Source organism: Streptomyces sp. NPDC096311, assembly GCF_044763085.1.
In the GTDB taxonomy this organism is placed as follows: domain Bacteria; phylum Actinomycetota; class Actinomycetes; order Streptomycetales; family Streptomycetaceae; genus Streptomyces.
In genome coordinates this window covers 265,251-287,133 of sequence record NZ_JBIWFN010000005.1, presented here as the reverse complement: position 1 = coordinate 287,133, position 21,883 = coordinate 265,251, and the positions used below count along the sequence as shown (strand labels likewise).

General features: G+C 70.9%; 17 protein-coding genes. 2 read left to right on the top strand and 15 right to left on the bottom strand.

Going from position 1 to position 21,883, the window contains the following annotated elements; translation table 11 throughout:
- The first annotated feature begins 203 nt into the window (after positions 1-203).
- Positions 204-1,592 carry an OFA family MFS transporter gene (locus ACIRA5_RS15490; protein WP_403691035.1) on the top strand — a complete coding sequence of 463 codons (1,389 nt, stop codon included), beginning with the start codon at positions 204-206 and terminating at the stop codon, positions 1,590-1,592.
- Position 1,593: 1 nt separating this feature from the next.
- Positions 1,594-2,997, top strand: a complete 1,404-nt coding sequence (locus tag ACIRA5_RS15485; RefSeq protein WP_403691033.1) for an OFA family MFS transporter — start codon at positions 1,594-1,596, stop codon at positions 2,995-2,997.
- Between the two features lie 114 nt (positions 2,998-3,111).
- Here the strand turns inward: ACIRA5_RS15485 and ACIRA5_RS15480 are convergent, their stop codons facing one another.
- The 15 genes from ACIRA5_RS15480 to ACIRA5_RS15410 all read right to left on the bottom strand — a co-directional run bounded on the left by ACIRA5_RS15480 (position 3,112) and on the right by ACIRA5_RS15410 (position 21,793).
- On the bottom strand, positions 3,112-4,278 hold the full coding sequence (locus tag ACIRA5_RS15480) for a sugar phosphate isomerase/epimerase family protein (protein ID WP_403691032.1): 1,167 nt from the start codon (positions 4,276-4,278) through the stop codon (positions 3,112-3,114).
- 156 nt (positions 4,279-4,434) lie between these two features.
- Positions 4,435-5,835: a nucleotide pyrophosphatase/phosphodiesterase family protein gene (locus ACIRA5_RS15475; RefSeq protein ID WP_403691031.1), complete on the bottom strand. Its 1,401-nt coding sequence runs from the start codon at positions 5,833-5,835 to the stop codon at positions 4,435-4,437.
- Complete coding sequence (gene eboE, locus ACIRA5_RS15470; RefSeq protein WP_403691029.1) at positions 5,832-7,001, bottom strand: metabolite traffic protein EboE; 1,170 nt, start codon at positions 6,999-7,001, stop codon at positions 5,832-5,834. Before eboE ends, ACIRA5_RS15475 begins: the two co-directional genes overlap by 4 nt.
- 3 nt (positions 7,002-7,004) lie before the next feature.
- Positions 7,005-7,853, bottom strand: coding sequence for a TatD family hydrolase (locus tag ACIRA5_RS15465; RefSeq protein WP_403691027.1), 849 nt, complete (start codon positions 7,851-7,853; stop codon positions 7,005-7,007).
- Complete coding sequence (locus tag ACIRA5_RS15460) at positions 7,853-8,518, bottom strand: EboA domain-containing protein (protein WP_403691333.1); 666 nt, start codon at positions 8,516-8,518, stop codon at positions 7,853-7,855. Before ACIRA5_RS15460 ends, ACIRA5_RS15465 begins: the two co-directional genes overlap by 1 nt.
- 32 nt (positions 8,519-8,550) lie before the next feature.
- Positions 8,551-9,522 carry a sugar phosphate isomerase/epimerase family protein gene (locus ACIRA5_RS15455; RefSeq protein ID WP_403691026.1) on the bottom strand — a complete coding sequence of 324 codons (972 nt, stop codon included), beginning with the start codon at positions 9,520-9,522 and terminating at the stop codon, positions 8,551-8,553.
- Positions 9,519-10,610: an SCO3242 family prenyltransferase gene (locus ACIRA5_RS15450; RefSeq protein ID WP_403691024.1), complete on the bottom strand. Its 1,092-nt coding sequence runs from the start codon at positions 10,608-10,610 to the stop codon at positions 9,519-9,521. The genes ACIRA5_RS15455 and ACIRA5_RS15450 overlap by 4 nt, the downstream gene beginning before the upstream one ends.
- Entirely contained in the window at positions 10,607-11,740 is a 1,134-nt protein-coding gene (locus tag ACIRA5_RS15445; protein ID WP_403691332.1) for an inositol-3-phosphate synthase, read from the bottom strand. The genes ACIRA5_RS15450 and ACIRA5_RS15445 overlap by 4 nt, the downstream gene beginning before the upstream one ends.
- 118 nt (positions 11,741-11,858) lie before the next feature.
- Positions 11,859-13,202, bottom strand: coding sequence for a ThuA domain-containing protein (locus tag ACIRA5_RS15440; protein WP_403691023.1), 1,344 nt, complete (start codon positions 13,200-13,202; stop codon positions 11,859-11,861).
- Positions 13,203-13,217: 15 nt separating this feature from the next.
- The gene (locus ACIRA5_RS15435; RefSeq protein ID WP_403691021.1) at positions 13,218-15,722 is read right to left on the bottom strand and encodes a carbohydrate-binding protein; all 2,505 of its coding nucleotides are present in this window, start codon (positions 15,720-15,722) and stop codon (positions 13,218-13,220) included.
- Between the two features lie 80 nt (positions 15,723-15,802).
- A complete protein-coding gene (locus ACIRA5_RS15430) occupies positions 15,803-16,807 on the bottom strand; it encodes a sugar phosphate isomerase/epimerase family protein (RefSeq protein WP_403691019.1) in 1,005 nt (334 codons plus the stop codon).
- A gap of 13 nt (positions 16,808-16,820) precedes the next feature.
- A complete protein-coding gene (locus ACIRA5_RS15425) occupies positions 16,821-18,125 on the bottom strand; it encodes a Gfo/Idh/MocA family protein (RefSeq protein ID WP_403691018.1) in 1,305 nt (434 codons plus the stop codon).
- 52 nt (positions 18,126-18,177) lie between these two features.
- On the bottom strand, positions 18,178-19,236 hold the full coding sequence (locus ACIRA5_RS15420) for a substrate-binding domain-containing protein (RefSeq protein ID WP_403691017.1): 1,059 nt from the start codon (positions 19,234-19,236) through the stop codon (positions 18,178-18,180).
- 20 nt (positions 19,237-19,256) lie between these two features.
- On the bottom strand, positions 19,257-20,279 hold the full coding sequence (locus ACIRA5_RS15415; RefSeq protein WP_099919739.1) for an ABC transporter permease: 1,023 nt from the start codon (positions 20,277-20,279) through the stop codon (positions 19,257-19,259).
- The gene (locus ACIRA5_RS15410) at positions 20,276-21,793 is read right to left on the bottom strand and encodes a sugar ABC transporter ATP-binding protein (protein WP_403691015.1); all 1,518 of its coding nucleotides are present in this window, start codon (positions 21,791-21,793) and stop codon (positions 20,276-20,278) included. Before ACIRA5_RS15410 ends, ACIRA5_RS15415 begins: the two co-directional genes overlap by 4 nt.
- Between the last annotated feature and the right edge of the window lie 90 nt (positions 21,794-21,883).

The window sequence follows — 21,883 nt, the reverse complement described above, 5'->3', positions numbered from 1 at the left end:
GCGGCGCCGCCGCGGGGGCCGGGGCCCGGGCGATCAGCCCCGGGGGGGGGGGGGGGGGGGGGGGGGGGGGGGGGGGCGGCGCCGGGGGGGGGGGGGGGCCCGGGGGCCCCCCCCCCCCCCCCCCCAGGACCCGTGCGCACACGAAAGGCATTTGGACAGGGGGCGCTGGCCAGATCTTTCGACGCGAGGGGTGCTGAACCGACATGACAACCACCGACCTATCGACATCCGTCCCCTACAGGGAGGTGACGGATCGCAACGGCCGCCTGTACCGCATCGGTGAGACCGATCAGGACATCATGGGGCGACCACGCTGGACCATGGTGCTCTTCCCCTGGATGGGGATGCTGGGCATCAGCTCCTCGGAGTACGCGTTCACCTCCGCCGAGGACACCCTGCACGACGCCCATCTCTGGGGCAGTGGGCACATCTTCTGGCTGATGGGCGTCTGGATATTCTTCCAGGCCGCCGTCGCCTTCCCTGCCGGGCAACTGCGTGAGAGCGGACGGCTGCCCGCACGGTACGCCATGATGCTCGGCGCGCTGGGCACGGTCCTGGGGTACCTCTCGCTCGCGTTCGCGCCGCATGTGACCGTCGCGTACATCGGCTTCGGCATGTTCAGCGGTATCGGCGCCGGCCTGGTCTACGCGACCTGCGTGAACATGGTCGGCAAGTGGTATCCGGAGCGCAAGGGCGGCAAGACGGGCCTGGTCAACGGCGGTTTCGCCTACGGCTCGGTGCCCTTCGTCTTCCTGTTCACCTCGTACATGGACCTCGGTAACTACCAGGGCGTCCTGGTGACGGTGGGCCTGGTCTGCTGTGCCGTGGTCGCCTTCGCGGGCTGGTTCTTCAAGGACCCGCCCAAGGGCTGGTGGCCCCCGCACGTGGATCCGCTGAAGGTGTCCGACGACCCGAGGATCCGCCGGGCGCTGGAGAAGAACCCGCCGGCGGTGAAGCAGTACACCCCCAAGGAGGCTGCCCGTACGCCCGTTCTCTGGATGATGTGGTTCTGTCTGCTGTGCACCGCCGGGATCAACATCTTCGGCATCGCCTTCCAGGTGCCGTTCGGCAAGGACATGGGGTTCGCGGGCGGCATCGTGGCCACCGCGATGTCCCTGAAGGCGATCGTCAACGGCACGGGGCGCGGCGTGATCGGCTGGATCTCCGACCGCTTCGGACGCCGCAACACACTGATCATCGTCTGTCTGGTGCTGGGCTCCGCCCAGTTCGGGGTGCTGGTCTCCGGCCAGATGGGCAGCATGCCGTTCTTCCTGTTCTGCTCCATGGTCTCCGGATTCGGCGGCGGGGCGATCTTCCCGCTCTTCGCGGCCATGACGGCGGACTACTTCGGCGAGAACAACAACGCGTCCAACTACGGAATGGTCTACAGCTCGAAGCTGATCTCGGGCCTCGTGGGCTCGGGCATGGGCGCGGTCGTCGTCGGCGCGTGGGACTACCACGGGGCCTTCGTGCTCGCGGGCTCCATCGGCCTCGCCTCCGCCGTGCTGGCGCTGTTCCTCAAATCACCGGGCCGCCCGAAGGCCCGCAGCATCGTCCCCAACCCGCAACCGCTCGGCGAGGAGATGGCGTGACATGACGACAGAACCCATCGCCACCCATGGCGCGTCGGCCACCGCCGGCGCCTCGAACCGCTCGTACCGTGAAGTCACCGACGCCCGGGGCCGTGTCTACCGGATCGGTGAGACGGACCGCGACATCCTCGGCCACTCCCGCACGTTCATGGTGTATCTGCCGTGGATCGCCATGATGGCCATCAGCGTCTTCGAATACGCGTACGGCTCGGCCGAGGACACGCTGTCCCACGCCCACGGCTGGACGCAGAGCAACACCTTCTGGATATTGAGCGTCTGGGTCTTCTTCCAGGCCGGCATAGCCTTCCCGGCGGGCTGGCTGCGGGAGCGGGGCATCCTCACCGCCCGCAGGGCCATGTACATCGGCGCGATCATGTGTGTGATCGGCTTCCTGGCCCTCTCGCACCTGAGCAACGTGCTGCTGGCCATCCTGGGGTTCGGCGTCATCGGCGGCCTCGGCTCCGGCCTGGTGTACGCGACCTGCATCAACATGGTCGGCAAGTGGTTCCCCGAGCGCCGTGGCGCGCGGACCGGATTCGTCAACGGCGGATTCGCGTACGGCTCCCTGCCGTTCATCTTCATCTTCAACTACGCGTTCGACACCGGGAACTACCACCGTGTCCTGGACCTCATCGGCTGTTACGTGATGATCGTCGTGCTGTCGTGCGCGTTCTTCTTCAAGGACCCGCCGAAGAACTGGTGGCCCTCGGACATCGACCCGCTGACGTACGGCGGCAACAGCAAGACCTCCGCCGCCCTCGCCAAGAACCCTCCCGCGGTGAAGCAGTACACGCCCAAGGAGGCCATCAGGACGGGTGTGCTGCCCCTGATGTGGATCACTCTGGTCATGACCGCGGGCGTGTCGATCTTCGGGATCTCCTTCCAGGTCGACTTCGCCAAGGAGGTGGGCTTCGGCCCGCTGGTGGCGGCGTCCTCCATGGGCATCATGGCCGTCATCAACGGCATCGGGCGGGCCGTGGTGGGCTGGCTGTCCGACACCTGGGGCCGCAAACTGACCCTGGTGTTCGTCATCGTCGTGCTGGGTCTCGCGCAGTTCGGCGTGATCTGGGCCGGTGACATCAAGAGCGAGTGGCTGTTCCTGTTCTTCGCCTTCCTCTCCGGGTTCGGCGGCGGCGCGTTCTACCCGATGTTCGCGGCCCTGACCCCGGACTACTTCGGCGAGAACTACAACGCCACCAACTACGGCCTGGTGTACAGCGGCAAGCTGATCAGCGGTCTGTTCGGCGGCGGCCTCGGCTCGATGGTGGTCGCGGCCTGGGGCTACAACGGCGCGTACGCACTGGCCGGCGGTATCTCGATGCTGGCGGCGGCGATCGCGTTGCTGCTGAAGCAGCCAGGGCGCGACAGCGAGGTGCGCACTCCGCAGCCGCAGCCCGCGAGCTGAGAGGTCTCCTGGTCAACGGATTGAGAGCTTCTCCTACCGGCACGGAGCACGGATCGGGCGGCCCTCCCCACGTGGCGCGTTGTGGGGAGGGCCGCCCGGTGCACCGCCGCGCAGCTAGTGACGCCGCTTGCGGAGGGCCGCGAGGTTGTCGTAGCCGATCTTCGCGTGCGTGAGTGACTGCCCGGGATCCGTGGCGCTCGGGGCGTTGTCCTGCTCGACCATCGGATTGTGGTAGTTCCGGTCACCGACGCGCGAGAAGAACGTGGTGTAGTCGATGACGCCGGTACCGAAGGGCACCATGTCGTAGCCCATGCCGTTCGTCGTGTTGGCGACGCCGTCCTTGGCGTGGAAGAGCGGGTAACGCTTGTTGTTGCGGACGACGAGCCCGGCGGGATCGAACACCTTCTCCCGGGTGGAGCCGTCGTGGGCCGTGTACGTGTGGAACTTGTACTGGGCCACGTGCGCCCAGAAGATGTCCATCTCCAGCCAGACCACCTTCGGGTCGGTGATCTTCAGGAAGTACTCCAGCTTGCGGATGCCGGAGCTGCGGGTTGGATTGCCCTGGGAGTCCAGCGGGCCCCCGTCGAGCAGGAAGCCGTACGCCGCGTCGTGGTTGTGGGTGTACAGCTTGAGGCCCTCGCGGCGGGCGATCTTGCCGAGCGCGTTCCACTTGTCGGCGGCCACGTCCCAGTCGGCGCGGTAGGCGCTGCCGGTGGGGTCGCCACCGGTGCCCATGTGCGCCATGCCGAGGATGTTGGCGATCTCCAGGTGCTTCTTGAAGGTGTCCAGGTCTGCCGTGGTGAGGGGCCAGGACGGGGGTATGAAGCCGTGGTTGCCCTGCGCCCGCAGGCCGTAGTCGTCGAGCCAGGAACGCAGCAGCTTGGCGCCCTGCACGGACTCCAGGCTCGCGCCGCCGGGAGCGTTGGCGTGCTGGCCGTATCCCGCGAACTCCACCTGCCGGTAGCCGAAGCGCGAGAGCTGCTTGAAGACCTCGCGGAATCCGGAGGGCAGGTCGGTGGCGAGCGGGTCGCGGCCCGTGGCGTCCCGGACGGTGTAGAGGATGATGCCGCGCTTGTTCGCGGGGACGAGGACGTCACCGCCGTGGTCGTGGTCGTGGCCTCTGCCCCGGTCCTGGGCCAGGGCGGGCGAGGCACCGAGGACCGGTGCCGCGATCGCCGCGGCCGCGGCGGCGGTGCAGGTGCTCAGAAAACGGCGGCGATTGAGGCCGAGAGTGCGGCGCAGGACTTCGCCGGTCGCGGGTTCGTCGTTGAAGACGGTCACGGTTTCTCTCTTTCGGATCGGTGTACGGCTTTGACGGGTGCCGTTGAGGCTGCTGCTCGTGCGCAGGTCAGAGGCGTGCGAAGCGCTCGCCGGACGCGTTGTCAGTGGCTCGTGCTTCACTTTCCGTAGTTGCTCGTCACGCCCTGTCAGGTCTCGTCAGGTGAGGCCGGCCAGGTCGAGCAGCAGGGATTTCACTTCGGTGGCCGCGATGCGGCCGGGAGCAGTGCGGGGGGTGGAGCAGATGAGGAGCGGACCTTCGTCGTCGCTCGTGGGAAGGCGGCCGTGGCTGCCGCGCATAGGTGAGGGGTCCAGCGGCACGACCGCCATGCGATAGCGCAGTCCGAGCTTCTTGCGGGCCAGTGCCGTGGCCGCCTTCACCTTGACGTAGGGGTCGAGGGGATCCATGAAGAGTTCGACCGGGTCGTAGCCGGGTTTGCGGTGGATCTCGACGAGCTGCGCGAAGTCGGGCGCGCGGGCGTCGTCGAGCCAGTAGTAGTACGTGAACCAGGCGTCCGGCTCCGCGACGGCGACGAGTTCGCCGGAGCGCGGATGGTCGAGGTGGTGGGTCTTCTTGCCCTCGTCGTCGAGGAGCCGCTCGATGCCGGGCAGGTCGGCGAGGACTGCCTTGGTGGCCTCCAGGTCCTCGGGGCGGCGCACGTAGACATGGGCGATCTGGTGGTCGGCGACCGCGAAGGCTCGGGAGGTCATCGGATCGAGGTACTCCATGCCGTCCTGTGTGTGCACTTCGAGGAGTCCGGCGCGGCGCAGGGCGCGGTTGATGTCGACGGGGCGGTCCGCGCGGGTGATGCCGTACTCGGAGAGCGCGACGACGGTGCGGCCTTCCGCCTTCGCGTCGTCGAGGAGGGGAGCCATGGCCGCGTCGAGGTCCGCGGCCGCCTGGAGGGAGCGCGGGTCGTCGGGGCCGAAGCGCTGGAGATCGTAGTCGAGGTGAGGGAGGTAGCAGAGGGTCAGGTGCGGCCGGCGGGTGCGGTTGATGTAGCGGGTCGCGTCGATGATCCAGCGGCTGGAGACGAGGTCGGCGCCGGGACCCCAGAAGTGGAACAGGGGGAACGTGCCGAATTTCTCGGTGAGTTCGTCGTGCAGGGCCGGGGGCCGGGTGTAGCAGTCGGGCTCCTTGCGGCCGTCGGCGTAGTAGACGGGACGGGGAGTGACGGTGATGTCGGTGTCGGCGCCCATGGCGTACCACCAGCAGATATTGGCGACCGTGTAGCCGGGATGCGCGCGCCGGGCGGCGTCCCACAGCTTGTCGCCGGACACCAGACCGTTGTGCTGCCGCCACAGCAGTACGTCGCCGAGCTCGCGGAAGTACCAGCCGTTGCCGACGATGCCGTGCTCGGACGGGTGGGTGCCGGTGAGGAAGGTGGACTGGGCGGCGCAGGTGACAGCGGGCAGGACGGTGCCGAGCGGGGCGCGGAAGCCGGACTGGCCGAGGGCCTTGAGGTGGGGCATGTGGTCGAGGAGACGGGGGGTGAGGCCGACGACGTCCAGGACGAGGAGAGGAATGGGGACGGACGGCTCCTGGGGTGGTGGGGTCACGGCAGCTCCTTCAGGCCGAGTTCCGTCAACAGGTCCCGGGCGAGGGTGAGTTCGGCGGCGATGCCATCGACGAGCTGGGCGCGGGCACGGGGGCGCAGCTCCGGCGGGAGTGCCTGCCAGGTGTAGGTCTCGACCTCCAGGTGATGGGTCAGGGGGTGCGGACCGCCGACGAGGCGGGTCAATGCGGCCCGCAGGACGGGGAGTGTGGAGGTGAGGGGTGCGGCGGGGGCCGCGTGCAGCGGGACGTGGAAGTGGGCGCGCCACGGGGAGGCGTCGGGCAGGGCGTCACCGGCGAGGGCCTCGCCGAGGTCGTCGGTGCCGCGCAGGCCCGCGGCGGTGAGGGTGCGGGTCTGGTGCAGGAAGCGGGGTTCGTCGAAGGCGGCGAGGGTCGCGCGGACTTCGGGGAGATGGGGGTGTTCGGCGTGCAGGGCGGCTGAGAGCTGGGATTTGACGATGGGGACGCGGGCCTGGGCGAGCGCGTCCAGGGCGGTGTGCGGGTCTTCGAAGGAGGTGGCGAGATGACAGGTGTCGACGCAGATGCCGATGCGGTCGTGACCGATCGCGGTGAGCGGGGCGAGGGCGTCACGGGTGGTCTCGACGGTGCAGCCGGGTTCCGGTTCCAGGCCGATGCGCAGGGAGCGGCCGGTGAGTTCGTGGAGGGCGTCGAGGCGTTCGGCGAGCATGGTCAGTGCGGTGTGCGCTGCCGTCGCCCGCTCCTGGTCGTACGCGGTGCGCCAGGCGAGGGGCAGGGTGGAGATGCTGCCTTCGGTGACGTCGTCGGGCAGGAGCTGGGCGAGGACTCGGGCCAGGTCGGTGGTGTGGGCGAGGCGTTCGGGGTCGGCCCAGTCCGGCTGGTAGACGCGGTACTTGACCTCTTCGGCGCCGAAGCCTTCGTAGGGGAAGCCGTTGAGGGTGACGACTTCGAGGCCGCGGTGTTCGAGTTCGGTACGCAGGCCGCGCAGCGCGGAGGGGTCGGTGACGAGGGCGTGGGCGGCGTCCCTGGCCAGCCACAGGCCGATGCCCAGGCGGTCGCGGCCGAGGCGGCGGCGGACGGGTTCGCAGTGGTCGCGGAGCTGGGCGAGGACGCCGTCGAGGGTCTCGGCCGGGTGGACGTTGGTGCAGTAGGCGAGGTGGACGGTGGAGCCGTCGGGGTGGCGCAGGCGCATCGCTCACTCCCCGCCGCGCAGGATGGAGTTGCCTTCGTGGGTGACGTCGGGGGTGGTGACGTCGAGGCTCAGCCGGCCGCTGAGGCCGTAGAAGGCGACGGGGTTGCGCCACAGCACCCGGTCGACGTCGTCCTCGGTGAACCCGGCGGCCAGCAGGGCGTCGGCGACGCGGCGGGTCTTGAGGGGGTCACTTCTGCCCCAGTCCGCGGCCGAGTTGACGAGCACCCGCTCCGGCCCGTACTCCGCCAGGACGGCGACGATGCGTTCCTCGTCCATCTTGGTGTCGGGATAGACGGAGAAACCCAGCCAGCAGCCGCTGTCCTTGGCCTCCTTGACGGTGTTCTCGTTGAGGTGGTCGACCAGGACGCGGTCCGGGGACAGGGCGGACTCCCGGACGACGTCGAGGGTGCGGCGCAGGCCGGCCTGCTTGTCCCGGTGCGGGGTGTGGACGAGCGCGGGGAGCTCGTGGTCGGCGGCGAGTTGCAGCTGGGCGGCGAGGGCGGTGTCCTCGGCGGGGGTCATCGAGTCATAGCCGATCTCGCCCACGGCGACGACCTGGTCCTTGACGAGATAGCGCGGCAGTTCGTCGAGGACGGGGACGCAGCGGGGGTCGTTCGCCTCCTTGGGATTGAGGGCGAGCGCGCAGTGGTGGGCGATGCCGTACTGGGCGGCGCGGAAGGGTTCCCAGCCGAGGAGGGAGTCGAAGTAGTCGAGGAAGGAGGCGACCGAGGTGCGGGGCTGGCCGAGCCAGAAGGAGGGCTCGACGAGGGCGCGGACACCGGCGGTGTGCATGGCCTCGTAGTCGTCGGTGGTCCGTGACGTCATGTGGATGTGAGGGTCGAAGATGCGCATCAGGACTCCTTGCCGGATGTGCGGGAGGTACCGCACGGGCCTGCGGGGGCGGCGGGCTCGGTCAGGGCCAGGACGCGGTGCAGGTCCTCGGGGACGGGTCGGTCCGCGGCGGTGCGTTCCCGTGCGTAGTCGCCGAGCATCCGGGCGAGTTCGGCGTCCGCGTGGGCGCGCGGCGCCAGGTCGGCCAAGACGTCCACGGGTACGCCGGTGAACAGGCACTTGAGGACCGCGTGCCGCCAGGTGTGGGCGTCCAGGTGGCGGGCGGCGTACGGGCCGAGGGCGGCGGCGACGAGCCGGGTGTCGTTGGTGCGCAGGGCGTCCTCGACGAGGGGCAGCGCGTCGGGGCCGGGCACGAGGTGGGGCAGGGCGTGCAGGACGGCCCGGCGTTCGGCGGCCGTGCCCTGCCGGTAGACGCGGGCGAGTGCGTCCGGGTCGGCGCGGGCGGCGTGCAGGAGGAGCACGCGGGCGGCGTCGGCATGCTCCGGGCCGCAGCGACGGCCCGCCTCGGCGATGCGCAACTCCCAGACAGAGATGGGTCCGTGGGTGCCGGGGTGGTCGGCGGCCTCGTCGAGGGCCTGGTCCAGCCAGGCGCGGGCGGGCGGAGCCAGGGAGGTGTTCAGGCGGGCGTGCAGGGCGGCGAGGGCGGGTTCGGCCGGGTGGTTCACCGTGCTGCCGTGGGATGCGTGCGGGTGCTGGTTCACGGGGTGCTCCCTTCGGCGCCGCCGTCGGGGATCGCCCGGGCCGCGCGGTGGAGGAACGGGAGGGACTGTGCGGCGAAGTGGGGGCCCGCGTGGGAGTGACGGGGCAGTTCGACGACGGTCAGCGCCTGGTAGTCGGTGGCGGCCAGGGCTTCGAGTACGGGCGGGAAGTCGATCTCCCCGTCCCCGAAGGGGAGGTGTTCGTGGTGGCCGCGGCGCATGTCCTCGATCTGGACGTGCCGCAGCCAGGGGGCGGCGGCGCGGACGCAGTCGGCGGGTGGCAGGGGTTCCAGGCACTGGCAGTGGCCGATGTCGAGGGTGAGGCCGAGGGCGGGCGGGTCGCCGAGGATGCGGCGCAGGTGGTGGAAGTCGGCGAGGGTGGCGAGGAGATGACCTGGTTCGGGTTCGACGGCGAGCGGGACGGCGGTGTGGGTGGCCGCGTCCAGCACGGGAGTGAGTGCCTCGGCGAGGCGCTTCCAGGCGGTGTCCTCGACTGTGTCGGCCGTGGCGGCGGGACGGGCCGGGTCGGCCGGGTGGCCCGGGTCGGCCGGGAGTACTCCGCTGAAGCAGTGGACGGCGTGGGCGCCGAGGTCGGCGGCGATGCGGACGGCGCGGATGAGGAGGTCGACGCGGCGGGCCCGGTCGGCCGGGTCCGGGTCGAGGAGCGAGGGGCCGTGCTTGCGGCGCGGGTCGAGCACATAGCGGGCGCCGGTCTCGACGGTGACGCCGAGTCCGAGGGTGTCCAGCCTGCGGGCCACCTTCCGGGTGCGGGCGGCGACGTCCGGGGCCAGGGGGTCCAGGTGCATGTGGTCGAGGGTCAGGCCGACGCCGTCGTAGCCGAGGTCCGCGAGAAGGGCGAGGGCGTCGTCGAGGCGGAGGTCGGCGAGACCGTTCGTGCCGTAGCCGAAGCGGAGGGGGTGGGCGTTCGTGGCGTGGGGCCGGGGGTTCGTGCGGTGGGGTGCCGGGGTCATGTGACGCTCACCTTCCTCGCGAATCTGCGGGCCGCCGGGGCGAGGGCGGCCGTGACAAGGGCGGAGGCGAGGGCGCCGGAGCGCGCTGCGAGGGCGGCCTGGAGGGGGATCATCGCGCGGATTCCGCCGCCGACGGCTCGCTGGGTGAGCGGGGGTGAGGGGTTGAGGGCGGCGTGGAGGAGGGGGCGGCCCGAGGTGGTGACGAAGGCGGCGGCGAGGACGGTGCGCAGGGCGTCGGCGGCGGGGTGCCGGGAAGGGACCGCGGCGGGGTGCCGGGAGGGGGCCGTGTCCGGGGCTCCCGGGGGCCTCGTCAACGTCCAGGCGAGCATGCCCGTCGTGGTGAGCGCGGCGAGCGGTGCGAGTGGCGAACCGCCCCGGGTCTCGCCGCGGGACACCGTGGTCACCGCGAGGGTGTGGGTGGCCAGGGTCAGGGCGGAGGGCAGGGCGGGGCGGGCGCTGCCGCCGGTGGCCGTCGCGCCGAGGAGCAGGTCCAGGCCCCGCGCGGTGGCCATCGCCACCGGCCCGGCGGGGGTTCGCTTGAGCGCGAGGTCATACGCCCAGACGGTGGCCGCGAGGGGGGCCGCGACGGCGAGGGCCGGGCGTCCGGCGCGTGCTGCCAGGGCCAGGCCCGCCGCCGTGAGGGCGCCTGCGGAGACGAGGGCCGCGGACGGGCGGACGCGTCCGGAGGGCAGTGGGCGGTGTGGGCGTTCGAGGGCGTCCTCGGCCTGGTCGGCCCAGTCGTTGAGGGCCATGCCCGCCTCGTACAGACAGAGGGAGGAGGCGATGGCGAGCAGGGTGTGGGGGTTGGGGCGAGTGCCGGTGGTGGCGGCGCCGGCGAGGGCGTCGCCCGGGACGGTGAACAGGGCGGGCAGACGGAGGAGTTCGGCCCAAGCCCTGGCCCTGGCCCTGGCCCTGGCCCTGACTCCGGCCCCGGCACTGACTCCGGCTCCGGCTCCGACACTGACTCCGGCACCGGCACCGGCACCGGCACCGGATGTTGTACCCGCTCGCGGGCTCTGGCTCGGGGTGATGGTCCGCGGCGGGCTCGTCGTGGTCGGTCGGTCCGGCCTGGGCGAGCGCGTCGTCATCGGGTCTCCCCGGGGAGTGCGCGGAGCCGCCCCGCGAGCCCCGCCAGGGCCGCGTACTGCTCACCCAGCGCCGCGGGCCCGTCGCCCACCGGGTCCTTGAAGTAGAAGCCGAGTTCGCTCAGGGGGCCGGAGAGACCGGCCTCGTGCGCGCGGGACGCCAGGCGCGCGAGGTCGAGGACCAGGGGCGCCGCCAGTGCGGAGTCGCAGCCCTGCCAGGTGGTCTGCAGGATCATCCGGGTGCCGAGGAAGCCGTCGAAGGCGATGTGGTCCCAGGCGGTCTTCCAGTCGCCGAGGGCCGGTACGTCGTCGATGTGGACCTCGCCCTGCGGGGCCCCGCCCAGGGTGTCCGCGAGGACCCGTTCCTTGCCGGCGTTCTTGGCCGCGGCGGCGGCCGGGTCGGCGAGGGAGGCGCCGTCGCCGCCGCCGAGCAGGTTGGTGCCGGACCAGGCACGGACCTCCAGTGCACGCTGCGCGAACATCGGGCCGAGCACCGACCGCAGCAGGGTCTGGCCCGTCTTGCCGTCGCGGCCGGCGTAAGGGAGGCCGCAGGCGCGTGCCGCCGAGGCCAGCGCCGGGTGGTGCAGGCCGGTGGACGGGGTGAAGTTCACGTAGGGGCAGCCGGCCGCCAGCGCCGCCGCCGCGTACAGCGAGCTCGGGGGCAGGGCGGAGCCCACGGGCGCGGGTTCGGTGGAGGCCACGTTCAGCACGACCGCACGAGTCAGGCCCCGTCGTCGTACGAAGTCGCGTAGATCGGCCGCGAAGGCGTCCACGAGCTCGGCGTCGTTCCGTGTGTCGCCGGGGACGGGGCCGCCGGGCCGGATCTCCGCGTCGGCGGCCTCCAGTTCGGCCGCGATCGCCGAGGGGAGGCCGGGTGGGAGCACGCCACCGGCGGCCAGGGCCTCGGCACGTTTCGGCAGGGGGCAGTCCACGGTGTCGTGGCCGCCGAAGACGAGGGAGGACAGGGTGGGCAGGCCGCACTCGGCGAAGAGGGATGTCTCGGTGACCATGCCCGTCGGGGGGTGCAGGCCGGCGGTGAGGGCCGCGCAGCCCGCGATGACGGTGGTGGCGACGGAGCCGCGGGCTCCGATCAGCCACACCCCCACCCGAGGTTCGGAAAGGGACGCGGGCATGGGGGACATGGGCAGCCTCCTTGTCGTACGTCAGCCACACAGGAGTGAGGAGAGAGGAGAAAGGAGCGAGGTGGGCGAGACGGCGGGCGGGGGTCCGGCGTCCCCCGCCCGCCGCCGGTCAGTCGCCCTTCGTGGGCAGTTCCTTGATCCGGACGTCACGGAAGGACACCTGGTCGTCGGCTCCGTGGTTCTGGAGGCCGATGTGTCCGTCGCGCAGGCTTCGTACCGGATCGGTGTTGGTGAAATCGTTGATCTTCACGCCGTTGAGCCAGACGCGGAGGTGCTCGCCCTCCACGCGGATCTCGTACGTGTTCCACTCCCCCGGCGGGTTCAGCGCGTGGTCGCGCTTCTTCAGGTCGGCGGACTGGAAGCTGTACACGGCCCCGGTGGTGCGGTCGGGGGCGTCGGTCGCGTCGATCTGGATCTCGTAGCCGTTGTTGACGGCCGACCAGGGGTCGTCGGACTCCGGGAACCCGACGAACACGCCGGAGTTGTCGTCCCCGGCCACCCGCCAGTCCAGCTTCAGCGAGTACGAGCCGATGCCGGAACCGGCGTACCAGAGCATCCCCAGGCCGTCGTGCGACGTCAGCGTGCCGTCGTCGCTCAGCGAGAACGCACCCGGGCCCGCCTGTCTCCACGCCGCCAGCGACCCGGCCGTGCCGTCGAAGAGCGGCCGGTAGCCGTTCTCCGGGCGGCAGTCGGCCTGGGCGGCGCCGATGGCGTACCGGATGCCGCCCAGCAGGTGCTGCCGGAAGGCGGGTTCGGCGTACGACTCCTTGGTGTGGCCGCCCCCGGTGTAGAAGGCGCGACCGCCCCGGTACTCCTGGCACCAGGCGATCGGATGGTCGCCGCTCATCGTGCCGCCGGTGTACGAGGACTCGTCGAGCGAGGCGAGGACGTGGGCCCGCTCGCGCGGATTCGAGCGGTAGTTGTACCACTCGTCCGTGCGCTCCCAGGATCTCGGGAGCTGCGAGGTCGCCGGGTGGGAGCGGTCCTCGACGGTGACCGTCGCGGGCTGGATCGCGGGGTGCGACTGGAAGTACGCGCCCGCGAGGCCGCCGTAGAAGGCCCAGTCGTACTCGGTGTCGGCGGCCGCGTGGATGCCCACATAGCCGCCGCCCCGCTTGATGTACCGCTCGAAGGCGGCCTGTTGGGGGATGTCGAGGACGTCACCGGTCGTCGAGAGGAACACGACGGCGTCGTACCGCGCCAGGTTGCGTGGCGTGAAGGCGCCTGCGTCCTCCGTGGCGTCGACCGCGAAGCCGCCCGTGGCCCCGAGCTCCCGTACGGCCGCGATCCCCTCGGGGATCGAGTCGTGCCGGAAGCCCGCGGTCTTCGAGAAGACCAGCACCCGGCTCCTGTCGGTACCGTCCGTGCCCTTCGACGCCGCCGGTCCCGACACGCAGCCGAGGAGCAGGGCGGCAGCGGCACCCACGGTCAGCAGGCGTGCCGATGTGCGCATGACCGTCACCCCCCGTCAGCTCGTCGTGAAGGTGAAGTCGTCCACGTCGTAGAGCGCTCCGGTGCCGCTTCCCTTGAAGACGAGGTAGAGCGTGGTGGTGCCGCGCGGGGCGTGCGCGAGGTCGGCGCTCACGTCCTGGAAGGTGTCCCAGCCGCCCGTCACCGGTACGGTCGCCCGGCCCAGGGTGCGGCCGGTCGGGGAGCCCGCGCGGATCTCGAGGGTGCCGCCCGCGCCGGCAGAGGCGACGCGTGCCGTGATCTTCTGGGCGTCGCTCAGGGAGTAGGGCGTGAAAGAGATCCAGTCGCCGTTGTCGATGTCGCCGACGGTCTTGCCGCCGTGCGCGGTGGTCTTCGTCTGGACGGTGATGCCGGAGGCCTTGCTGTAGTGCTCGGCCTGGCGGTGCTTGGGCTGGAGCACGTTCCGGTCGTGGGTGGTCAGCGGGGCCTGGCCGCCGCCTCCGCCGTCGGTGTACTCGGCGTCGAGGACTCCGAAGATGTTGGCGTCCTGGTCGTGGCCGCCGTCGGCGCTGGTCTGGAGGGTGCCGGAGCAGCCGTTCGCCGAGGTGAGCGGGTGGCCGTGGCTGTCGTGACCGAGGATGAAGGTGACCTTCACCTTGGCGCAGTCGATCGCTCGGCCGTCCTCGGGATCGGTGATCTTCACCTTGAACGGTACGGGGTCACCGAAGCTGAACAACTGACCGTCACGCGGCTGCTCGATCACGACCTTGGGTGCGGTGTTGCCGACCACGATCTGCACGCTGGCGCTGCCGGTGCGGCCGGTCGCGTCCTTGGCGGTCACCGTCGCCGTGTAGGTGCCGTTCGTCCTGTACTTGTGGGAGGGGTTCGCGGCCGTCGACGTACCGCCGTCGCCGAAGTCCCAGCTGTAGGTGAGGGCGTCGCCGTCCGCGTCGGACGAACCGGCCGAGGAGAAGCTCACCTTGAGCGCGGCCTGTCCCGAGGTGCGGTCGGCCGCGGCCTGGGCGACGGGCGAGTGGCCGTCGGTGGCGTTCTCGATGCGGTAGAGGCCCGAGTTCTCGTCGCCGCCGAACCAGGCGGTGCCGTAGTCGAGGACGTACAGGGCGCCGTCGGGTCCGAACGCCATGTCCATCACCTGCGTGCCGGACCACGGGACGGAGTTGATGGACTGCACCGTGCCGGCGGAATCGCTCGCGATCCGCTTGATCCAGCGGCGGCCGAACTCTCCGGCGAAGAAGTTCCCGTCGTACGCCTGCGGGAACTTCACGGGCGAGTCGAGTGCGGCGTCGTAGTGGTAGACCGGGCCGCCCATCGGGGACTCCGAGCCGCTGCCGAACTCCGGGACGGAAGCGCCGTCGTAGGGGATCCAGGCGGGCTGGGCCGGGGGCAGGTCCGTCAGTCCCGTGTTGTGCGGGGAGGTGTTCTTCGGGGCGTTGCAGTCGAAGGCGGCGCCGGAGGTCTTCGTCGCGAAGTCGTAGTCCACGTAGGCGTCGTTCTTGCCCGTGCAGTACGGCCAGCCGAAGTTGCCGGGGCCGGTGACGCGGGCGAACTCGACCTGGCCGCCGGGGCCGCGTGCCGGGTCGGCCGCGCCCGCGTCGGGGCCGTAGTCACCGACGTAGACGATGCCCGTCGCCTTGTCGACGCTGAAGCGGAACGGGTTGCGGAAGCCCATCGCGTAGATCTCGGGGCGCGTCTTGTCCGTGCCGGGCGGGAAGAGGTTGCCGTCGGGGATGGCGTACGAGCCGTCCTCGTTGACCTTGATGCGCAGGATCTTGCCGCGCAGGTCGTTGGTGTTGCCGGCCGAGCGCTGGGCGTCGAAGACCGGGTTGCGGTCGGGGCGCTCGTCGATCGGCGTGAAGCCGTCGGACTGGAAGGGGTTGGAGTCGTCTCCGGTCGACAGGTACAGGTTCCCCGCCGCGTCGAAGTCGATGTCGCCGCCGACGTGGCAGCAGATGCCGCGGGTGGCCTGGACGTCGAGGATCTTCTTCTCGCTGGCGGTGTCGAGGGTGCCGTCCGTCTTGAGGACGAAGCGGGAGAGACGGTTGACGCCGTCGAAGGGGGCGAAGTCGGCCGCCGTGCCCGTCTCGGGGGCGTCGCCCGCCGGGGTGTTCAGGGGCGGCGCGTAATAGAGGTAGATGAAGCGGTTGCCGGCGAAGCCCGGGTCCACGCCTACGCCTTGCAGGCCTTCCTCGTCGTGCGTGTAGACGTCGAGCTTGCCGGCGAGCTCGGTGTTTCCGGCCGCGTCGGTGAGGCGGAGTTCGCCGTCGCGCGAGGTGTGCAGGACCGAGCGGTCGGGGAGCACGGCGAGCGACATGGGCTCGCCGACCTCGGGCTCGCCCTTGGCGAGGGTGACCTGCTGGAAGTCCTCCGCCGCTGCCGTGTTCCCCGGGTCGGCGACGGCTGCGCCGGCCGGGGGTGCGCTGAGGGAGAGCGAGGCCGCCGCGAGCAGCGCGCCGCTCAGCAGGGCGAGCGCTCGGCGCAATGCGGGGCGTCGTCTGCGGGTCTCGGTTCTGTCGGTGCGGGTGGCGCGGTCTTTCCCGTGCACGAATGCCTCCAGAAAGGGGCTGGTTGTACGAGCGGGTGCTTGCGCCGGGGTGCGCCGTCACCCCGGAGACACAGGAGAAGTCAGTCGTTGCCGCCGAACGCCGCGTCGAAGGACGCCGACGGCGGCTCGAAGTCGTACGCCTTGAGACGGGTCAGGGCCTCGGGTGCGCCCTGGAGCCGGTCCATGCCGGCGTCCTCCCACTCGACCGAGATGGGGCCCGTGTAGTCGATGGAGCGGAGCATGCGGAAGACGTCCTCCCAGGGGACGTCGCCGTGCCCGGCCGACACGAAGTCCCAGCCGCGCCGGGGATCACCCCAGGGCAGGTGCGAGCCGAGCCGGCCGCCTCGGCCGTCGAGCCGCTTGCGGGCTTCCTTGCAGTCGACGTGGTAGATGCGGTCGCGGAAGTCGTAGAGGAAGCCGACCGGGTCCAGGTCCTGCCACACGAAGTGCGAGGGGTCGAAGTTCAGTCCGAACGCCGGTCGGTGGTCGACTGCCTTGAGCGCGAGCTGTGTTGTCCAGTAGTCGTAGGCGATCTCGCTCGGGTGGACCTCGTGCGCGAACCGCACGCCCTGCGCGTCGAAGACGTCCAGGATGGGGTTCCAGCGCGTCGCGAAGTCCTCGTAGCCGCGCGCGATCATCGACTCGGGGACGGGTGGGAACATCGCGACCAGGTGCCAGATCGCCGAGCCGGTGAAGCCGACGACGGTGTCGACGCCGAAGGCCGCCGCGGCGCGCGCGGTGTCGGCGATCTCGGCGGCGGCCCGCTGCCGTACGCCCTCGGGTTCGCCGTCGCCCCAGATCCGGGCGGGCAGGATCGCCTGGTGCCGCTCGTCGATGATGGCGTCGCAGACGGCCTGGCCGACCAGGTGGTTGGAGATCGCCCAGCACTTGAGGCCGTACTTGTCGAGGAGCGCGTGCCGGGAGTCGATGTACGAGGGGTCCGTGAGCGCCTTGTCGACCTCGAAGTGGTCGCCCCAGCAGGCGAGTTCGAGGCCGTCGTAGCCGAAGTCACGGGCGAGGCGGCAGACCTCTTCGAGGGGCAGGTCGGCCCACTGGCCGGTGAAGAGTGTGAAGGTGCGCGGCATGTCCGGGGCCTCCTCAGACCGCGATGGGTGTGTAGACGGAGTTCTTCTCGGCGCTCTCCTCCACCGCCGCGAGGACGCGCTGCACCCGCAGCCCGTCGGCGAAGGACGGTTCGGGGCGCCGACCTGCGGCGATGGCCCGCACCAGGTCGCGGGCCTGGTGGGTGAAGGTGTGCTCGTAGCCGAGGCCGTGGCCCGGCGGCCACCAGGCTTCCAGGTAGGGGTGGTCGGGCTCGGTGACGAGGATCCGGCGGAAGCCCGCGTGCGTGCCGGGCTCGGTGTGGTCGTGGTACGAGAGCTCGTTGAGCCGTTCCAGGTCGAAGGCGAGCGAGCCGCGCTCACCGTTGAGTTCGATGCGCAGGGAGTTCTTGCGCCCGGTCGCGAAGCGGGACGCCTCGAAGGAGGCGAGCGCACCGGAGGCGAAGCGGCCGGTGAAGAGGGCGGCGTCGTCGACGGTGACCGTGCCGGCACCCCCCGCCCGCGGGCTCGTGCCCGATACGGCGGTCAGTCCGCTCGGCACTCCGCCCGGCAGCGGGCGCTCCCGCACGAACGTCTCGGTGAGCGCGGAGACCCCGACGACCGGCTCGCCCGCCAGGTACTGGGCGAGGTCGACGATGTGGGCCCCGAGGTCGCCGAGCGCGCCCGACCCGGCGAGCTCCTTGCGCAATCGCCAGGTGAGCGGGAACTCCGGGTCCACCAGCCAGTCCTGAAGGTACGTCACCCGTACGTGCCGCAGGGCTCCGAGCCGCCCCTCGGCGACCATCTTCCGGGCGAGTGACGTCGCGGGCAGCCGACGGTAGTTGAAGCCGACCATGGACATCTGACCGCGGGCGAAGGCTGCCTCGGCGGCCTCCGTCATCGCCTCCGCCTCCTCGACCGTGTTCGCGAGGGGCTTCTCGCACAGTACGTGTTTGCCGGCGGCCAGGGCGGCGAGGGCGATCTCGGCATGGCTGTCGCCGGGGGTGCAGATGTCGACGAGGTCGACGTCGTCCCGGGCGATCAGAGCCCGCCAGTCGGTCTCGGCCGCCGCCCAGCCGTGCCGGTCGGCCATGGCCCGCACCGCGCTCGCGTCCCGGCCGCAGACGGCGGCGAGGACCGGGCTGCGCGGCAGGTCGAAGACGCGGCCCACGGTGCGCCAGCCCTGGGAGTGGGCGGCGCCCATGAAGGCGTAACCGACCATGCCCACCCCGAGCGTCGGCTTGCCCGCCTTCGCCCCGGCCGCCTCGGCTCCGGGCCTGGAAGCGAGCCCCGCCTCCGGCCGGGGCCCGGCAACGAGCCCCGCCTCCACCCCGGCTGCCTCGCCCTGGTGCGGCTGTCCCATACGGATGTCCTCCTCGTCGTCGTGACGCTGTGGGGGGTGTGAGCGGGGCGGATCACCTGAAGCCGGTGGCCATGTACTGGCCGACGTTGTCCTTGTCGACGACGGCCGAGTAAAGCGTGAGCGAGACCGGGATCTCGAACTCGGCGAGCCCTCCGATCCCCTTGCCCTGACCGAGCGCGCGGGCGAGGTCGATCGCGGAGGCAGCCATGGTCGGCGGGTAGAGGACGGTGGCCTTCAGGACGCTGTTGTCGGCCTGGATGGCCTGGAAGGCGGAGAGCGCGCCCGCGCCGCCGACCATCAGGAAGTCCTCGCGCCCGGCCTGCTTGATGGCGCGCAGGGCGCCCACGCCCTGGTCGTCGTCGTGGTTCCACAGAGCGTCGAACTTCGACTGGGCCTGCAGGAGTTGGGCCATCTTGGCCTGTCCGGACTCGACGGTGAAGTCGGCGGCCTGGCGGGCGACCTTCTTGATGTTGGGGTAGTTCTTCAGGGCCGCGTCGAAGCCCTGGGTGCGCTGCTTGGTGAGTTCCAGGTTGTCGAGCCCGGCGAGTTCGATGACCTTGGCGTCCTGCTTGTCCTTCAGCTTCTCGCCGATGTAGTGGCCGGCGCTGAGGCCCATGCCGTAGTTGTCGCCACCGATCCAACAGCGGTAGGCCTGCGGGGTGTTGAAGATCCTGTCGAGGTTGACGACCGGGATGCCCGCGCGCATCGCCTTCAGGCCGACCTGGGTGAGCGCCTTGCCGTCGGCGGGCAGCACCACCAGGACGTCGACCTTCTTGTTGATCAGTGTCTCGATCTGGCCGATCTGCGCGGCCGTGTCGTTGGAGCCCTCGGTGATCTCCAGCGACACGTCCGAGTACTTCTTGGCCCGGCTCTTGGCGTTGTCATTGATCGCGTTGAGCCAGCCGTGGTCGGCCTGCGGACCCGCGAAACCGATGGTGACGTGCTTGCCGGGCTTGTCGTCGGCGGCCGGCCGGGTGTCCGCGGCCGCCTTCTCGTCCTTGGTGTCGTTGCTGGTGCAGCCGACCAGGAGGGCGCCGGCCGAGGCGGCGGCGGTACCGAAGAGGAGGCCTCTGCGGCTCGTGAAGCTGGTGGGACTCGTGGATTCTGGCATGGCGGTGGGCCCTTCCCGTGTCAGGTGCTGCTTGCTGCCGTACGCCGCTGGACCAGGACCGCGGCGACGATGATCGCGCCCTTGGCGATCTGCTGGACGTCGCTCTGCAGGTTGTTCAGCGCGAAGATGTTGGTGATCGTGGTGAAGATCAGGACACCGAGCACCGAACCGGTGATGGTGCCGCGGCCCCCGCTGAGCAGGGTCCCGCCGATGATCGCGGCGGCGATGGCGTCGAGTTCGTACAGGTTGCCGTTGGTGTTCTGGCCGGAGCCGGACAGGATGATCAGCAGGAAGGCGGCGATGCCGCAGCACAGTCCGGAGAGCAGGTAGAGGTACAGGCGCTGGCGCCGCACGTCGATGCCGGCCAGCCGTGCCGCCTCCGCGTTGCCGCCGACGGCGACCGTGCGGCGGCCGAAGGTGGTGCGATTGAGAATCAGCCAGCCGATGATCGTGACGACGGCGAAGACCAGGACCAGCGGTGGGATGCCGAGGATGTACGAGTCGCGTTCGCCGAGTTTCAGGATCCCGTCGATGGTCACGATCTGGGTCTTGCCGTCGGTGATCTGGAGGGCGAGGCCGCGGGCCGAGGCGAGCATGGCGAGCGTCGCGATGAACGGGACCATCCCGCCGTACGCGATGAGCAGGCCGTTGACCAGACCGCAGCCCACACCGACGAGCACCGCGGTGAAGAGGATGCCCGCGAAGCCGTACTCCTGGGTCGCGACCGTCGTGGCCCACACCGAGGACAGCGCGACGATCGCGCCGACGGACAGGTCGATGCCGCCGGAGGTGATGACGAACGTCATGCCGACGGTGACCACGCCGATCACCGAGGCCTGGGTGAGGACGAGTTGGAGGTTTCGGGTGTCGAGGAACTCGTCGGGCTTGGTGATACCGCCGATGACGATCAGGGCGACGAGCACGCCGAGCAGCGAGAGGGTGCGGACGTCGGCGCGGGCCGCGAGGGTGCGCCACGCGGGGAGTTCGCTCATCGGCGGCACTTTGTCGGTGCTGCCCCGGGGCGGGGACACGGGCTGCGTCATGACGCCGGGCTTCCTTCCATCACGAGGTCGAGTACGCGGTGTTCGTCGAGCTCCCGGGCGGGCGCCGTGTGCACGACGCGGCCCTCCCTGAGCACCAGCACGCGGTCGGCGAGTCCCAGCACCTCGGGCACCTCGCTCGACACGAGCAGGACGGCGAGGCCTTCGTCGGCGAGGCGCCGGATGACCGCGTACAGCTCGGCGCGGGCGCCGACGTCGACACCGCGGGTGGGTTCGTCGAGCAGCAGGACGCGGCAGCCGCGCAGCAGCCAGCGGGCCAGGACGGCCTTTTGCTGGTTGCCGCCCGACAGCGTCCGGATCGGGACGGACGGGTTGTCGGGGCGCAGCGACAGCTCGCGTGTCGCGGCGCGGGCGGCGCCTCGCTCGGCGCTCCGGTCGATCCAGCCCCCGCGTGAGAAGCGGGACATGGAGGACACGGACACATTGCGGGTGACGGACTCCAGCATCAGCAGGGCTTGCGCCTTGCGCTCCTCGGGGGCGAGTCCGAGTCCGGCGCGGACGGCGGCGCGTACGCTGCCGGTCCGCAACGCCCGCCCCTCCACACTGACTTGACCGGCCGTCGGCTTGCGAGCCCCGTAGATCGTCTCCAGGATCTCGGAGCGCCCGGAGCCGACGAGACCGGCCAGGCCGACGATCTCGCCGGGGCGCAGTTCGAGGTCGAGGGGCTCGAACTCGCCCGCGCGCGCCAGTCCTTGGACCCTGAGCACCGGCTCGGACGAGGGTCCTCGCGTGGGCCGTTCCGGGAAGACGTACTCGACGTTGCGGCCCGTCATCAGCGCCACCACCTCGCGCGTGGGGGTGGATTTCGCGGGCAGTCCGCCCGCCACCGCGCGGCCGTCCTTCAATACGGTCACCCGGTCGCCGATGCGGCGGATCTCCTCCAGCCGGTGCGAGATGTAGACGACGGCGACGCCGTCCGCGGTGAGGTCGCCGACGATACGGAAGAGGTTGTCGACCTCGTCGGGGTCGAGGGCGGCGGACGGTTCGTCCATGACGATGAGGCGTACGTCGTGGGAGAGTGCCCGCGCCATGGAGACGATCTGCTGCTGGGCGGCCGACAGCTCACCGACGAGGCGTGCCGGGTCGATCTCCGGATGGCCGAGTCGGCGTAGCAGCTGCGCCGTCGATGCTTTGGCCGCCTTTCCCCGTACGACGAAACCGGCGGCGGTGGGTTCATGGCCGAGGTGGACGTTCTCGGCCACCGACAGGCCCTCCACCAGGTCCAGTTCCTGATAGATGGTGGCGATACCGAGGCGCATGGCGGCGATCGGGGAGCGGAGCGTGACGGGTGCGCCGCGCCAGCCGATGGTGCCGCCGTCGGGTTGGTGGGCGCCGGCCAGGACCTTGATGAGGGTGGACTTTCCGGCCCCGTTCTGGCCGAGCAGACAGTGGACCTCGCCGGCCTGGACGTCGAGGTCGACGCCGTCGAGGGCCCGGACTCCGGGGAACGACTTGGTGATGCCGGACATGGTGAGCAGCGGTGGTTCTGGTGCCATGACGGTTCCCCTTGGCGGACGTGCGGGCCGGTTTCAGGGCGTGCGCTCGCGGAGCGGGCGTTTTCGGGCAGGGCAGAGCAAGGCGCTGTA

What these genes read in the sequence shown, in the direction of transcription:
- ACIRA5_RS15490 (WP_403691035.1), top strand. Translation starts at nt 204, where the DNA reads ATGACAACCACCGACCTATCGACATCCGTCCCCTACAGGGAGGTGACG.
- ACIRA5_RS15485 (WP_403691033.1), top strand. Translation starts at nt 1,594, where the DNA reads ATGACGACAGAACCCATCGCCACCCATGGCGCGTCGGCCACCGCCGGC.
- eboE (WP_403691029.1), bottom strand. Translation starts at nt 7,001, where the DNA reads ATGCGCCTGCGCCACCCCGACGGCTCCACCGTCCACCTCGCCTACTGC.
- ACIRA5_RS15465 (WP_403691027.1), bottom strand. Translation starts at nt 7,853, where the DNA reads ATGCGCATCTTCGACCCTCACATCCACATGACGTCACGGACCACCGAC.
- ACIRA5_RS15455 (WP_403691026.1), bottom strand. Translation starts at nt 9,522, where the DNA reads ATGACCCCGGCACCCCACCGCACGAACCCCCGGCCCCACGCCACGAAC.
- ACIRA5_RS15450 (WP_403691024.1), bottom strand. Translation starts at nt 10,610, where the DNA reads ATGACGACGCGCTCGCCCAGGCCGGACCGACCGACCACGACGAGCCCG.
- ACIRA5_RS15445 (WP_403691332.1), bottom strand. Translation starts at nt 11,740, where the DNA reads ATGCCCGCGTCCCTTTCCGAACCTCGGGTGGGGGTGTGGCTGATCGGA.
- ACIRA5_RS15440 (WP_403691023.1), bottom strand. Translation starts at nt 13,202, where the DNA reads ATGCGCACATCGGCACGCCTGCTGACCGTGGGTGCCGCTGCCGCCCTG.
- ACIRA5_RS15430 (WP_403691019.1), bottom strand. Translation starts at nt 16,807, where the DNA reads ATGCCGCGCACCTTCACACTCTTCACCGGCCAGTGGGCCGACCTGCCC.
- ACIRA5_RS15425 (WP_403691018.1), bottom strand. Translation starts at nt 18,125, where the DNA reads ATGGGACAGCCGCACCAGGGCGAGGCAGCCGGGGTGGAGGCGGGGCTC.
- ACIRA5_RS15420 (WP_403691017.1), bottom strand. Translation starts at nt 19,236, where the DNA reads ATGCCAGAATCCACGAGTCCCACCAGCTTCACGAGCCGCAGAGGCCTC.
- ACIRA5_RS15415 (WP_099919739.1), bottom strand. Translation starts at nt 20,279, where the DNA reads ATGACGCAGCCCGTGTCCCCGCCCCGGGGCAGCACCGACAAAGTGCCG.
- ACIRA5_RS15410 (WP_403691015.1), bottom strand. Translation starts at nt 21,793, where the DNA reads ATGGCACCAGAACCACCGCTGCTCACCATGTCCGGCATCACCAAGTCG.